Origin of the sequence: Thermanaerovibrio acidaminovorans DSM 6589 (assembly GCF_000024905.1) — a bacterium.
Lineage (GTDB): Bacteria > Synergistota > Synergistia > Synergistales > Synergistaceae > Thermanaerovibrio > Thermanaerovibrio acidaminovorans.
In genome coordinates this window covers 129,308-143,164 of sequence record NC_013522.1, presented here as the reverse complement: position 1 = coordinate 143,164, position 13,857 = coordinate 129,308, and the positions used below count along the sequence as shown (strand labels likewise).

Genomic DNA, 13,857 nt, shown 5'->3' with positions numbered 1-13,857 from the left:
TGTTATCTTTTCTCTATCGCCAATTGCATAATGAACCAAATTTTCCTATGATTAGACGTGCTTTATATGGCTTTAAGGGGAGGTGTTTAAGGTGATCCCAGGCAGCAAGGAAGTGCCCGGAGGGGCGGCATCCGCGGCGGAGGCGCTGGAGCACATGGAGCTGGGGCTGGACGACCTGGAGGGGGCGGTGGAGGCCCTCAAGGGGTCCATCGGGTCCATCGAGGAGGAGGCATCGGCGGTGGCCCGGGCGGGGGCGGAGGTCAACGCCCATGCCCGGCGGATGACCGAGGAGCTGATGAGGAACGCCAGCGCCGCCCGGGAGGCCATGGAGGTCATGGAGCGGGCCCTCAAGATCGGCACCGCGGTCCAGGAGGACGCCCAGCGCAGCCGGGGCATGCTGGACGAGACCAATAGGGCGGTCATGGCCATGGTCTCCTCCGCCCAGGGGGTGGCGGACTCCATTCAGCGGATGACCAAGGTCCTCCAGGACATATCGGAGATAACGGGGCACATAACCGCCATAGCCAAGCAGACCAAGTTGCTCTCGCTGAACGCCTCCATCGAGGCGGAACGGGCGGGGGAGCACGGCAAGGGCTTCGGGGTGGTGGCGGCGGAGGTCCGGAAGCTGGCCCAGAGGACCGACGAGGCGGCCTCTAAGATAAGCCAGCTGGCCTCCTCCAGCAGGGCCATCGGGGACGAGGCCTCCTCCAGCATCGCCCAGGCGGTGGGCCTGTCCACCCAGGCCTCGGAGAGGACCCAGGCCACCATGGAGGCCCTGGAGACTATGTTCCAGTCGATCCTAACCGTGGCGGAGGCCCTCCGGTCCGGGGCGAAGACCGCATCCCAGCAGTCCAGGTCCGCCTCGGAGCTGGCGGAGATGTCCCAGGCCATGGCCCAGAGGACCGACGAGCAGGCCTCCATGCTGACCACCGTGGACGGCAAGGTGAAGGAGAACCGGATAGTCATGGACCTGCTCCCCCAGCGGATCCTGGACTCCTCCCGGCACCTGGAGTCCCTCAAGGGGGCCCTGTGCGGGGACGACCACGGGGAGCCATCGGTGGCCTCCATCCGCCAGCGTGGCGAGGTCCTCATGGGGATCGAGGCCGACGACTTCGGCAAGTTCCACTGGTGGGAGGGGCGAATACCCAAGGGGCTCGACGTGGACCTGGGGGAGGCCATAGCCCGGGAGCTGGCAGTTCCTGCCCGATGGGTGGCCATACCCTGGGGCAACGGCGAAAGGGGCACCGTAACCGGCACCTGGACACTGGGGGACTTCGACGGGTTCCACTTCCTGTGCACCACCGTGACCAAGCTGCCGGAGCGGCTCCGGCACGTGACCTTCTCCCGGTGCTACTTCAAGAGCGGACAGTCGGTGGTGGTCCCCAGGGCCTCGGGGATCAGGGCCATAGGGGACCTAAAGGGCCGCCGGGTGGCGGTCACCTCGGGCTCCACCAGCGAGGCGGCGGCCAGGCGGCACCTGAAGGAATCGAAGATCGTCCCCTTCCCCACCGGGGTCCAGGAGGCCAACGCCCTGGCAAACGGGGAGGTGGACGCCATGGTGCTGGACCGGCCGGTGGCCTGGGATCACCTGGAGCGGCACCCGGAGTGGACCGAGCTGGGCATATCCCTGTCGGTGGAGAGCTTCGCGGTGACCATGCCCAAGGGGACATCCCCGGCGCTTAAGGCCCTGATAGACCAGGTGGTCATCCGGGAGAGGGACCGGCTCTTCTCCAAGTACTTCGCCAACCGGGTCAGGAGGTGACCACCTGAGCGATCCGACGGGAGGCCCCCAGGTTCTCCCGCCGGATCTGGAGGAAGGCCCGCCTCATCTCCTCCCCCAGGGGGGAACCCATGATCTCCAGGGCCCGGCGGGCCACCTGGCGGGGCTCCAGGTCACCCACCATCTCGGGCACCAACCGCCTGCCCAGGATCCGGTTGGGCAGGCTCACGTGGGGCAGCCGCAGGGCCGCCCGGGAGATGAGCCACTTCTTGAGCCCCCTGAGGCCCGGCAGGTGGGCGGGGATCATCCCCAGGATCCCGTCCAGGGGGATCTCCCAGGCCCGGTTAAGGGGCAACAGCACCAGCAGGGGCACCCCCAGGGACACCGCCTCCAGGTTGTTGGTCCCCGGCAGGGCCACCCAGAGAAAGGCCCCCTCCGGCAGGGATCCGTCCCAGGTGATGGCCATTGGGACCCCTCGGTAGGCCAGCAGACCGGGCCTCTGGGGCCGGTCCACCTCCCCCAGGGAGGCCAAGAGGCGCCCCATCACGTCCGGATCCAGGGTCCGGGCCAGGGGGAACACGGGCAGCACCCCCGGGTCCGTCTGGGCCATGGTCCAGGCGGCCTCCACCATGAAGGGCAGGGCGTGAAGGGCCTCGAAGGGGCGGCTACCCACCATGAAGACCACGGGCCGCGGGGCGTGGAACCTGCGGGTCTTAAGGGGAAGGTCGAAGATGGGGTAGCCCACCCGGACCGCGTTGACCCCCCTCGATGCCAGCACATCCCGGCCCGCCCAGTCGGGGGTGAGGTACGTCCTCACCCCCCGGGCGGTTCGTGGGGCCCCCACGTAGGCATCGGTCACCAGCCCACCTGCGCTTCCCAAAAGGGCGGTCAGCTTGAGGTCCCACCCAAGCCTGAGGAGCCTCGCCGGGACGGAGGGGTCCGCAAGCCAGGGGCGGTCCAGGATGAACCGCCCGAGGCGATAGGACCGGTAGCCCATGGCGGCGCACAGGTCCTCCTCCCCGCCGCTCGCATACTGGCAGGGGGGGATCACCAGGGAGACTGAACAGCCCCTTCGGGTGAGCTCCAAGGCCACCGGCCTGGCCCAGCCGGCCATCTCCCCCGGGGAGTTAACCACCATGTACACTTGGTATCTCAACGGTCACCCACCGTTCATGGTAGAATGAAGGTTCAGCGCCAGATCGGGCAAGGGGGTAGAGAGCGTGTTCCTTTCGCTTGGCTCCGGCGAGCTGGTATCCGCCCGCCGGGTGGTGGCCATGGTCAGGGATGGCAATAGGACCTACGTCCACCTGGACGACATGTCCGCCCTGGCGTCTAACCTCCTGCCCGCCTCAATCCTCGCCAGGTCCCGGGCGCTACTGGGGCTTGAGGGATCATCGTCAGGGAAGGATACCACGAAAGAGGCCAACATGGAAAAGAAGGAGAGAATGGAATGAACGCACCGGTTTCCCAGTACACCGCCAAGGACATCCAGGTTCTGGAGGGCCTGTCGGCGGTACGGAAGCGTCCCGGCATGTACATAGGGGACCAGGGGCAGCGGGGCCTGCACCATCTGGTCTACGAGGTGGTGGACAACGCCATAGACGAGGCCATGGCGGGGTTCTGCGACACGGTGCAGGTGACGGTGCACCCGGACGGGAGCGTATCGGTGGAGGACAACGGACGGGGTATCCCCACCGAGATGCACCCTACCATGGGGCGCCCCGCGGCGGAGGTGGTCCTCACGGTGCTCCACGCGGGGGCCAAGTTCGACAAGAAGGCCTATCAGGTCTCTGGAGGCCTCCACGGGGTGGGGGTCTCGGTGGTCAATGCCCTCTCGGAGTGGCTGGAGGTCACCATATGGAGGAACGGGAAGGAACACCGGCAGAGCTACCGCCGGGGGGTGCCTGTGACGGACCTGATCGCCGGGGAGGACACGGACCGCCGGGGCACCAAGGTCCACTTCATGCCCGACGGGGAGATATTCTCCACCCTGGAGTTCTCGGCGGACACCCTGATAGGGCGGCTTAGGGAGCTGGCCTTCCTCAACCCGGGGGTCACCATCGTCTTCCGGGACCTTCGGCAGGACCCGCCGATGGAGAGGAAGCTTCACTTCGAGGGGGGCATCCGGTCCTTCGTGGAGTACCTGAACCGGGGCAAGGAGGTGCTCTTCTCCCCCCCCATGGTGGTCAAGGGGGAGAAGGACGGGGTCATCGTGGAGGTGGCCCTCCAGTACAACGACACGTACCTGGAGAGGATCTTCGCCTTCGCCAACCTGATAAACACCGTGGAGGGGGGCACCCACGTGTCGGGCTTCCGCACCGCCCTCACCCGGCTCATCAACGACCAGGCCCGGAAGGAGAAGCTACTTAAGGACAAGGACCCCAACTTCACCGGCGACGACCTGAAGGAGGGGCTCACGGCGGTCATATCGGTGAAGCTACTGGAGCCCCAGTTCGAGGGGCAGACCAAGACCAAGCTGGGCAACGGGGACGTGAAGGGCATCGTGGACTCGGTGGTCTACGAGGGCCTCAAGGTGATCCTGGAGGACCAGCCCCAGATACTCCGGCCCGTGGTGGAGAAGGCGGTGAAGGCCCGGCAGGCCCGGGAGGCGGCCAAGAAGGCCCGGGACCTGGTGAGGCGCAAGTCCGCCATGAGCGGGATGGACCTGCCGGGCAAGCTGGCGGACTGCTCCAACCGCCGGCCGGAGGAGTGCGAGCTCTACATAGTGGAGGGGGACTCCGCGGGGGGAAGCGCCAAGATGGGGCGCGACAGGTCCTTCCAGGCCATCCTCCCCCTGAGGGGCAAGATCCTCAACGTGGAGAAGGCCCGGCTGGACAAGATCCTCTCCAACGACCAGGTGAGGACCATAATCCAGGCCCTGGGCTGCGGCGTGGGGGACGAGTTCGACTACTCCAAGCTCCGGTACCACAAGATCTTCCTCATGGCGGACGCGGACGTGGACGGGGCCCACATAAGGACCCTGCTCCTAACCCTCTTCTTCCGCTACATGCCCCAGATAATAGAGAACGGCCACCTCTACGTGGCCCAACCCCCCCTCTACCGGGTTCAGGAGGGGAAGAACGTCCACTACTGCTACTCCGACCGGGAGCTCAAGGAGATCATGCAGCGCCTGTCGGGCCGGAAGGCCTCGGTGCAGCGCTACAAGGGGCTTGGGGAGATGAACCCGGAGCAGCTGTGGGAGACCACCATGGACCCCGCCAACCGGGTCATAAAGCGGGTTGAGATCGAGGACGCGGTGCTGGCGGACGAGCTGTTCAGCGTCCTCATGGGGGACGCGGTGGAGCCCCGGAGGGAGTTCATCGAGGCCCACGCCAAGGAGGTCCGGAACCTGGACGTCTAGACCCGGCGGGGAGGGGCGGTGTCCCTCCCCGCTCGTCAAGGGCTAAAGCCCCTCCCGGGGCCTGGTGACCCGGCCGCTCCCGCTGCCCCCCAGGTTTGGCAGCACCACGGACGTCACGATCCTTCCGTGCCGGGACATCCTGGTCAGCAGCGCCTCCAGGAACTCCATGGAGGGGATCAGGGCCTCCATGTAGAAGTCGTTGGAACCGGTCACGCTCCAGCACCGGATCACCTCCGGCAACTCCTCCAGGGCCCTCATGATGGGGTCGTCCGGGTTGCTGTATATGGAGGACATGGCCAGCATGACCCTAAAGGAGTACCCCACCCTGCGGGGGTTAACCACCGCCCGGTAGCCCTCGATTATCCCCGCCTCCTCCATCCGCCTCACCCGCTCTATCACCGCCGGGGTGGAGAGCCCCACCCTACGCCCCAGCTCCTTGTAGGAGATCCGGCAGTTCTCCTGCAGCTCCTCAAGGATCCTCCATCCCGTTTCGTCCAGAAGCCTATCGGAATCGCCAGACAAGCTCATCACCTCACCGGGGTAAACTAACCTGCATACCCGCCTAACTTTATTAGGCGGCTCGCCGCATCTGTGTTAACGGGGTTATTTAAAAATATACCACGGTTTGGTAGGATTCCCCCCAACTTGAGGCCTTGGGGCCGTGAGGGGGGATTGGATGAGCTTCGTGGATCTGGTGAGCGTGATCGTGTGGGACTACCTATGGGGGATGCCGCTGGTGCTGACCATCCTTGGCGTCGGGGCGTACCTCACGATCCGAAGCGGTTTCTTCCAGGTGGTGGGCTTCAGGTCCGCCATGGGCTACGCCCTTCGGAGCGTCCTGGGACGGGAGGGGGACCGGGGCAAGGGGCTGTTGAGCTCCGCAGAGGCCATGAGCGCCGCCCTGGGGACCACCATAGGGGTGGGGAACATCGGCGGGGTTGCCACCGCCATAGCCACCGGGGGGCCCGGGGCGGTCTTCTGGATGTGGGTGGCGGGGCTGGTGGGCATGGTGATAAAGATGGCGGAGATAACCCTGGCGGTCCACTACCGCTCCACCGATCACCGGGGGGAGACCTACGGGGGACCCAACTACTACATGAGAAGGGGCATAGGGGAAGAGATGGGCAAGAGGGGCCTGTTCAAGGTCCTAAGCGGTATCTTCGCCTTCGGGTTCCTCACCTCCTACTTCATAAACATCCAGACCTACACGGTCTCCGAGGCGGTGGGCAACACCTTCGGCCTCTCCATGACTTGGGTCGGGGTGGTCTACACGGTATTTCTCTACGGGATGATAAGCGGGGGGCTCAAGGGGCTGGGGCGAATCGCATCCTGGCTGGTACCCTTCATGTGCGTCTTCTACCTGGCGGCGGGAGTCTTCATCATCGTAAGGAACCTGCCCGCCATACCCGGGGCACTTGGGCTGATCGTGAGCTCCGCATTCAACGGCACCGCCGCGGTGGGGGGCTTCGCGGGGGCGGCGGTGGCCCAGGCCATGAAGGTGGGCTTCTCCAGGTCCGTGTTCAGCAACGAGGCGGGATGGGGGTCCGCCCCGATGATCCACGCCACCGCCCGGGTGGACCACCCGGTGAAGCAGGGCCTCATGGGGATCTTCGAGGTCTTCGTGGACACCTTCGTCATATGCACAATAACTTGCCTTGTGATCGTTGCCACCGGCACCTGGTCCAGCGGTCAGGACGGGGCCACCCTCACCCTGTCGGCCTTCGAGATGTCCATAGGAAGTTACGGCCGGTACGTGCTGGCCCTGGCGGTGTTCATCTTCGGGCTCACCACCTCAGGGGGGGTCTACGCCCAAATAGAGGTGGTGCTCAGGTACCTGCTGGACGAATCCCCATTGAAGGACCGGCTGCTCTGGCTCTACAAGTGGACCTACCCACTGCCCAGCCTGGCGATGGTCTACATAGCGGTCCGGTACGGCCTGCCCGGCACCCTGGTCTGGGTCTTCTCCGACGCGTCCACCGCCCTTCCAATCTTCGCCAACGTGGTGGCCCTGTTCTTCCTCTCCAACCGCTTCTTGGCTTTGCTCAAAGACTACAGGGCCAGGCACATGGGGGAGGTCACCCACCGGGAGGCCCCGGTACCCCTGTTCTTCGAGGGGGGCCAGGGGGAGGAGGCGTGAGGCCCCGACCAGTTGCGCTTCGGACGATCGACAGGATCACCATAACCATTTAAGGAGGGTTCATCGCATGTTCAAGAACGTCATCGCAAGGCGCCCCGGCACGTCCATAACGGAGGGGATCACCTCTGCTCCCGAGCTGGGCAAGCCGGACCACCAGCTGGCACTCCGCCAGCATCAGGCCTACTGCCAGGCCCTGGAGTCCTGCGGGGTCCAGGTAACGGTCCTGCCCCCCCTGGAGGAGTACCCGGACTCCTGCTTCGTGGAGGACACGGCGGTGCTCACCACCCGGTGCGCAGTGATCACCAACCCGGGGGCACCGAGCCGCCGGGGGGAGGTGGACCACATGGTGGATGTGATCCGGTCCTTCTACCCCGCCGACCGGGTGGAGTTCATCCGGGACCCGGGCACCCTGGAGGGAGGGGACGTGATGATGGTGGGGGACACCTTCTACGTGGGCCTCTCCGCCCGGACCAACCGGGAGGGGATAGAGCAGTTCGCCCGGATCCTGGGTCGTAACGGCTTCAAGGTCAGGGCCGTGCCCCTCAGCCAGGTGCTGCACCTTAAGACCGGTGTCAACTACCTGGAGGGGGGCAACCTCCTGGTCTCCGGCGAGTTCGTGGATCACCCGGAGTTCGCCTCCTTCAACCGGATCGTGGTCCCCCCGGAGGAGGCCTACGGGGCCAACTGCATCTGGGTGAACGGCACGGTCATCGTCCCCCAGGGCTACCCCACCGTGGAGGCCCAGGTCAGGGACCTGGGCTACCGGGTGATCTTGGTGGACACCTCGGAGTTCCGGAAGATCGACGGGGGGCTATCCTGCCTGTCCCTTAGGTTCTAGGGGTGCCCGAGGGGCCCGGGGATCCGGGCCCCTCAGTACTCCACCCCCTGCCGGGCCTTGATCCCCCGCTGGTAGGGGTGCTTCACCTCCCTCATCTCGGTCACCAGGTCCGCCACCTCCAGCACCTCCTCCGGCGCATAGCGACCGGTGAGGACCACCTCCGTGTCCGGGTGCCGGTTGGCGATGGCCTCCAGCACATCCTCCACCGGCACCAGCCCGTAGTCCATGGCCACGTTGATCTCGTCCAGGATGACCAGCTGGTACTCTCCGGAGCTCAACGCCTCCCGGGCCAGCTCCAGCCCCCGCCGGGCCTCCTGGTGATCGATGGGCCTTGCCCCCCCCTTGGGGACGTAGTCCGGGGTGCCGGTCCGGACCAGCTCGAAGCCCGGAAGGCCCTGGGTCCCCTCTATCTCCCCGTAGAAGTCCCACCCCTTCAGGAACTGGATCATCTTCACCCTCATGCGGTGCCCCACCGCCCTCACCGCCAGGCCTATGGCGGCGGTGGTCTTCCCCTTTCCGTTACCGGTGTAAACCTGAACCATGCCCACTTAAAAACACCCCCGAATTTCTGATAGAATCTAATGGCTCATTCAAAGGATACCAGAAGGCCCGAGACCTTTGGCGAGGGGGTTCGCGCACATGACGGACATGAAGATCGGTTTCATCGGAGGCGGCGACGGGGCGCTCAAGATAATGAGGCACCTCATGAGGCTTGGATTCAAGATAGCCGGGGTGGTGGACCTGTCAGACGACGCCCCGGCCATGAGGGAGGCGAGGGCCAACCACATACCCACCTACAAGCGGATGGAGGACCTGCTCTCCAAGCCCCTGGACCTGGTGATCGAGGTTACCGGCAGGGACTCGGTGGCCAAGGAGGCGGAGGAGAAGAAATCCCCCAGGACGGGGTTGCTTCGCTCCGGCGACGCCCGGTTCATGTACGAGATCATAGCCCGGGAGGAGGAGAACTCCAAGGTTATCCGCCGGCAGATCGAGGAGATCGCCTCCCTAAGGCGCCGGCTGGAGGAGGTGCTGGAGCCCCTGAAGGAGGCCTTCGAGGGGCTGGCGTCGGGCAACAAGGACGTGGAGGCCACCATGAGGCCCATGCTGGACAGCATGGACAAGCTGTCCCAGCAGACCCAGCGGTCCGACGAGCTGGTGGGGACCATCCACGCCATAGCCCGCCAGACCAAGATGCTGGGGTTGAACGCCGCCATCGAGGCCGCCCGGGCGGGTGAGCTGGGGAAGGGCTTCGCGGTGGTGGCCGACGAGGTCCGGAAGCTGGCGGAGCAGACCACCGCATCGGTCCAGGAGGTGGGCGACGTGCTGACCGACATCGCCAGCATCGCCAAGACCCTGGCGGAGCCGATCCAGCAGTTCAGCCAGGTGGCAGAGAAGAGGGTCAAGGCCATCGAGGGGCTAAAGGGCAAGGTGGAGACCCTCTCCAGCATGATCAGGTCCGCCCAGGAGGTGGAGCAGCGGCTGGAGAAGCTGCTGTAGGCGTCGCCGCCGGAGGATCGGCCAGGGGTGAGGGAAGGCAAGCCGAGCGGGGGGTCCGGCCCCCCGCTCGATCTGTTTGACACTGGGTTGGGGTTGATCTACTGGGCCCCCGGGGGCTCCAGCCGGTACGGTAGCCCCTCCACCAGGGCGGGAAGGGATATCATGGCCCGGTCCTCGAAGGAGAAGGACAGGGAGGCGTCCACGGTCTTGAGCACCTTGCCGTCCTGGTCGAGCACCTCCACCCTTATGGAGGCCCTGGGGCCCCTCACCACCGTCACGTCCCGGTCGTCCGCCATGAACTCCATGGGCTCGCCCCCCGCCACCGAGACCCGGAGGGACTCGATGGGGGCCAGATCCCGGCCGGAGACGGTGACATTCTGGTTGTCGATGAAGAGCTGGTGCTCCTTGCCCAGGAGGAAGAGCAGGGCCCCCAGGGCCACCAGGGCCGCCAGGAGGGCGAGCCTTACAGCGTTTCGCCTGGTCAACTTGGTCACCTCCCTCAGGCCGCCTGGCCCCGCAGGGACCGCCGAGCCCGCTCCCTATCCTTCTGCCGCTTCCAGGCGTGCAGCGCCAGGGAGATGGCGATTATGCCGTAGGAGACGAAGACCCGGAAGTACTCTCCCAGCTGGGCCTGGCCTATGAGCTGCTTGCCCGCCATGGGGGACACCACGAACATCAGGTGGAAGAGCACCACTCCCAGGAACACGTTGCCGATGGTGGCCCTGGCCACCGTGGCGCCCCCGATGAGCAGGGCCGCTATGGCGAACATGCCCGCCTGGTCGTGGCTGTTGTAGGTGTTCATGGTTCCGATGTTCTGGAGGAAGATTATCTGCCCGTAGCAGGCCAGAACGGTGGAGATGATGATGGCGATGATCCTGGTCCGCTCCACCGGTATGCCCGCCGAATCCGCCACCGCCATGTCCTGGCCTATGGCCCGCATGTCCTGCCCCAGCTTGGTCCTCTGGAACCAGAGGATGAAGAGGCAGAAGGCGGCGATCACCAGGTAGGTGGCCAGGGGGACGCTCATGTCCCCGATCTTGAGGGGGATCAGGTCGTCCAGGCAGTGCCTTATGCCCTGGAGGTTTATGGCGTTGCGGATCCCGTAGCCCCGGGAGAGCACCAGTTCGGCCTTCCGGATGGGGATCAGCTTCCCCATGCCGTACAGGACCGCCAGCTGGTAGAGGCCGTTGATGAAGAAGCCCAGTATGTAGCTGGTCACCATCTCCCGCCCCTTGGCCCGGTTGAGCACCGTGCCGCAGATCCAGCCCAAGAAGACCGCTATGGGGGTGGCGATGAGGGCCGCCAGCAGCATCCCCGGCAGGCCCGACACGGACCAGTCGGAGATGAGGATGAGCCCTATCTGCCCCGCCATGGCCCCCAGGACCATTCCGAAGTTGAGCCCCATGCCCGCCAGGATGGGGATCAGCAACGACAGCACCAGGAAGGAGTTCCTGGCCACCCGGGTCATCATCTCCTGGATCAGGTACTGGGGGGTGAACCCCGAGAGGGGGATCGCCACCGCAGACAGGAGGACGAAGATGATGGGCACCGCGTTGCTTATGAGAAGCCGCTGGATCTTTTCCTTCACGTTGGCGTCCTTCATCTCTTAACCTGCACCTTTCTGGTCAAAGCGTAGAGGATCATGCCGTTGCTGACGATGATCCTTATGACCTCCGACATGTCGGTCTGCATTATGCTGTTGATGACCGACGGGGTCATGGTGAGGATCCCCTGGAAGAGGAAGGTCCCCACGATCACGTTGAGCAGCGAGGCCTTGTTGACCGAGGCGCCCCCCAGAAGTATGGCGGCCACCGCAGGGAAGGCCATGTAGAAGGGCCCCATGTAGAGCTGGATGAACCCGAAGCTCTGCTGGTACACCAGGATGCCGATGGCGCCGAACACGGTGGAGAGCACCACCGACACGATCCTCATCCGGTCCACGTCGATGCCGCAGGCCCGGGCGAACTCCGGGTTGGACCCCACCGCCGTCATGGCGGTTCCGGTCTTGGTCTTGAAGAAGGCCCACATGAGGAAGCACATGAGGGCGAAGAAGAGGAACATCCCGGTGGGGAAGTAGAAGTAGGGCCCCACGTTGAAGCTCATGAAGTCGCTCAACACCTTGAGCCAGTACCCCTGGACGCTTATGGTGGTCCTCAGCCCCGATCCCCCGTAGCCCCAGATCATGTTGGGGCTCTTGTAGGGGAGGAGCAGCCAGGCCATGCACATGAGGGCCACGGAGGAGAAGCCCACGTAGGTGGCTATCATCATCTCGTCCCCCTTGACCCGGTTGAGCAGGAGGCCGTAGGCGTAGCCGAGCACCACCGCCAGGGCTATCGCTATGGCCATGGCCACCAGGAACCCTGGCAGCCCCCGCACGTCCATCTCGATGCTGGTCACCGCCCCCACCAGGCCGGCGATTATGCCCAACGGCAGGCCGAAGTTGAGTCCGCAACCGGACTGGACCATAGGCACCAGGGCCAGCACCATCACCCCGTTCATCCCCACCCGCACCAGGGTGTCGCTGAGGGACGTGTCCACCCGGACACCCACGAACGGGGCGGCCACGAACAGGGAGAGGAGGAAGAGGCCTATTATAACCCTTGGCCACCCGGCGGCCTCTATAAAGGATCTGAGCTTGTCATTCACAGGCCTTCACCTTCTCTTCCGTAGAAACCTTTATCTCCCCCATCATGAGGAGGCCGAACTCCTCCGACGGGGCCTGGGCGGGTAGCACCCCGGCGATGCGCCCCTCGTCCACTATGGCTATCCGATCGCATATGGACCTCAGCTCCTCCAGCTCAGAGGAGGTCATCACTATGGTGGTGCCGTACTCCCGGTTGTACCGCCTCAGGGTGTCCAGCACCAGCTTCTTGGCCCCCACGTCGATGCCCCGGGTGGGCTCCGACACGAAGAGCACCTCCGGGCGCACCACGAAGGCCTTGGCCAGGCACACCTTCTGCTGGTTGCCCCCCGATAGCTCCACCGCCCTCTGCTTGGGGCCCGTGCACTTTATCTCCAGGGCCTTTATGTACTCGTTGGCGCACTCCTCTATGGCCCGGTCGTCCCGCCACTTCACCAGACCCCCCAGCAGGGGGCGGATGAACTTCTCCTGGATCTGCATGGCGGTGAAGGCCATGTTCCAGTCGATGCCCTCGTCCAACAGGAGCCCCACCCCCCGCCGGTCCTCGGACACGAAGGCCATGCCGGCCCTGAGGGAGCCCTCCGGGTCGTTGAGCCTTATGGGCTTGCCGTTCAGCTCCACCGCGCCACCCGCCGGGTAGAGGCCCATTATCCCGTTGGCGATGCCCAGCTTCCCCTGCCCCGCCAGGCCGCCGATGCCGAAGATCTCCCCCTGGCGGACCTGGAAGGACACGTCCCTCACGGTCTCCCCGGGCATGTCCACCCACAGGTTCCGGACCGAGAGGATGGTGGGCCCGAAGGAGCGGACCTCCCCCTCCTCCCGGTGAGACTCCTCCACCTTGCGTCCCACCATCCATCCGGCGATCTGCCGGACCGTCACGTCGCAGGTCTTGGCCTCCTGGACCACGTGACCGTCCCGGAGGACCACTATCTTGTCGCAGAGGTCTATGACCTCCTGGAGGCGGTGGGATATGAAGATCACCGACATGCCCTTGGCGGCCAGGTTGCGGACCGCCTTTATGAGGATCTCCGCCTCCGACTCGGTGAGCACCGCGGTGGGCTCGTCCAACACCAGCAACTTGGTGTTGGACCGGTCGATCTCCCGGGCTATCTCGGTGAACTGCTTATGTCCCACCGGCATCTCGGAACACAGGGTGTCCGGGTCTATCTCAACCCCCAGGGTGGAGATGGCCCTCTGGGCCCGCTGGCGCATCACCGGTCGGTCCAGGGTCCTGAGCCGATCGTCGAAGACCTCCACCAGCAGGTTGTACCGGGTGGACTCCCGGTTCAGCAGGATGTTCTCCGTGGCGGTGAAGCCCGGGATCAGGGAGAACTCCTGGTGCACCATCCCGATCCCCGCGTCCAGGGCCTCGAAGGGGGACTTGAAGCTTACCTCCCGGCCCTCAAAGAAGATCTTGCCATCGTAGCCCCCGGTCTGGTGAATCACCGGCATTCCGAAGAGGATCTTCATCAGGGTGGTCTTTCCCGCCCCGTTCTCACCCACCAGGCCCATTATCTCCCCGGGCCCTAGGGTGAAGGACACGTCTGAGAGGACCCGGTTGCCGAAGTACTCCTTCCCCACGTGTTCAAGCCTCAGAATGGGCTCGTTAGAAGCCAAATCGCTCACACCTCTCTCTAGATCTAGGCATAGGGGCCCCCAGAGG

Annotated in this window: 13 protein-coding genes; 6 read left to right on the top strand and 7 right to left on the bottom strand. The window is 65.1% G+C overall.

Annotation, left to right across the window (positions count from 1 at the left end; all coding sequences use genetic code 11):
• The first annotated feature begins 91 nt into the window (after window positions 1-91).
• Entirely contained in the window at window positions 92-1,762 is a 1,671-nt protein-coding gene (locus TACI_RS00655; protein WP_012868889.1) for a methyl-accepting chemotaxis protein, read from the top strand.
• Here TACI_RS00655 and TACI_RS00650 read toward each other — a convergent pair.
• A complete protein-coding gene (locus TACI_RS00650; protein ID WP_012868888.1) occupies window positions 1,752-2,876 on the bottom strand; it encodes a glycosyltransferase family protein in 1,125 nt (374 codons plus the stop codon). The genes TACI_RS00655 and TACI_RS00650 overlap by 11 nt on opposite strands.
• A 64-nt stretch (window positions 2,877-2,940) precedes the next feature.
• Here TACI_RS00650 and TACI_RS00645 point away from each other — a divergent pair, with 64 nt between their 5' ends.
• Both TACI_RS00645 and gyrB read left to right on the top strand, forming a co-directional pair.
• On the top strand, window positions 2,941-3,174 hold the full coding sequence (locus TACI_RS00645) for a hypothetical protein (RefSeq protein WP_012868887.1): 234 nt from the start codon (window positions 2,941-2,943) through the stop codon (window positions 3,172-3,174).
• A complete protein-coding gene (gyrB, locus tag TACI_RS00640; protein ID WP_012868886.1) occupies window positions 3,171-5,081 on the top strand; it encodes a DNA topoisomerase (ATP-hydrolyzing) subunit B in 1,911 nt (636 codons plus the stop codon). Before TACI_RS00645 ends, gyrB begins: the two co-directional genes overlap by 4 nt.
• Before the next feature lie 42 nt (window positions 5,082-5,123).
• On the opposite strand, the gene TACI_RS00635 is transcribed toward gyrB, so the two are convergent.
• A complete protein-coding gene (locus TACI_RS00635) occupies window positions 5,124-5,609 on the bottom strand; it encodes an Lrp/AsnC family transcriptional regulator (RefSeq protein WP_423218549.1) in 486 nt (161 codons plus the stop codon).
• A gap of 148 nt (window positions 5,610-5,757) precedes the next feature.
• On the opposite strand from TACI_RS00635, the gene TACI_RS00630 reads away from it, so the two are divergent.
• Window positions 5,758-7,218 carry an alanine/glycine:cation symporter family protein gene (locus TACI_RS00630; RefSeq protein WP_012868884.1) on the top strand — a complete coding sequence of 487 codons (1,461 nt, stop codon included), beginning with the start codon at window positions 5,758-5,760 and terminating at the stop codon, window positions 7,216-7,218.
• 67 nt (window positions 7,219-7,285) lie between these two features.
• Window positions 7,286-8,056: a dimethylarginine dimethylaminohydrolase family protein gene (locus tag TACI_RS00625; protein WP_012868883.1), complete on the top strand. Its 771-nt coding sequence runs from the start codon at window positions 7,286-7,288 to the stop codon at window positions 8,054-8,056.
• Window positions 8,057-8,088: 32 nt separating this feature from the next.
• On the opposite strand, the gene cobO is transcribed toward TACI_RS00625, so the two are convergent.
• Entirely contained in the window at window positions 8,089-8,604 is a 516-nt protein-coding gene (gene cobO / locus TACI_RS00620) for a cob(I)yrinic acid a,c-diamide adenosyltransferase (protein WP_012868882.1), read from the bottom strand.
• 91 nt (window positions 8,605-8,695) lie between these two features.
• Between cobO and TACI_RS00615 the strand changes: the two genes are divergently transcribed.
• Window positions 8,696-9,553, top strand: a complete 858-nt coding sequence (locus TACI_RS00615; RefSeq protein ID WP_164925070.1) for a methyl-accepting chemotaxis protein — start codon at window positions 8,696-8,698, stop codon at window positions 9,551-9,553.
• A gap of 98 nt (window positions 9,554-9,651) precedes the next feature.
• Here the strand turns inward: TACI_RS00615 and TACI_RS00610 are convergent, their stop codons facing one another.
• Genes TACI_RS00610 through TACI_RS00595 form a run of 4 tightly spaced genes read right to left on the bottom strand, consistent with a single transcriptional unit; the run spans window position 9,652 to window position 13,811 of the window.
• Entirely contained in the window at window positions 9,652-10,047 is a 396-nt protein-coding gene (locus tag TACI_RS00610; protein WP_242601120.1) for a DUF6672 family protein, read from the bottom strand.
• Window positions 10,048-10,052: 5 nt separating this feature from the next.
• The gene (locus TACI_RS00605; protein ID WP_012868879.1) at window positions 10,053-11,156 is read right to left on the bottom strand and encodes an ABC transporter permease; all 1,104 of its coding nucleotides are present in this window, start codon (window positions 11,154-11,156) and stop codon (window positions 10,053-10,055) included.
• Window positions 11,153-12,199 carry an ABC transporter permease subunit gene (locus TACI_RS00600; RefSeq protein ID WP_012868878.1) on the bottom strand — a complete coding sequence of 349 codons (1,047 nt, stop codon included), beginning with the start codon at window positions 12,197-12,199 and terminating at the stop codon, window positions 11,153-11,155. The genes TACI_RS00605 and TACI_RS00600 overlap by 4 nt, the downstream gene beginning before the upstream one ends.
• Window positions 12,192-13,811, bottom strand: a complete 1,620-nt coding sequence (locus TACI_RS00595; protein ID WP_012868877.1) for a sugar ABC transporter ATP-binding protein — start codon at window positions 13,809-13,811, stop codon at window positions 12,192-12,194. Before TACI_RS00595 ends, TACI_RS00600 begins: the two co-directional genes overlap by 8 nt.
• Between the last annotated feature and the right edge of the window lie 46 nt (window positions 13,812-13,857).

Coding starts and splice junctions, on each gene's coding strand:
- gyrB (WP_012868886.1), top strand. CDS start 3,171: ATGAACGCACCGGTTTCCCAGTACACCGCCAAGGACATCCAGGTTCTG.
- TACI_RS00615 (WP_164925070.1), top strand. CDS start 8,696: ATGACGGACATGAAGATCGGTTTCATCGGAGGCGGCGACGGGGCGCTC.
- TACI_RS00635 (WP_423218549.1), bottom strand. CDS start 5,609: ATGAGCTTGTCTGGCGATTCCGATAGGCTTCTGGACGAAACGGGATGG.
- TACI_RS00605 (WP_012868879.1), bottom strand. CDS start 11,156: ATGAAGGACGCCAACGTGAAGGAAAAGATCCAGCGGCTTCTCATAAGC.
- TACI_RS00625 (WP_012868883.1), top strand. CDS start 7,286: ATGTTCAAGAACGTCATCGCAAGGCGCCCCGGCACGTCCATAACGGAG.
- TACI_RS00630 (WP_012868884.1), top strand. CDS start 5,758: ATGAGCTTCGTGGATCTGGTGAGCGTGATCGTGTGGGACTACCTATGG.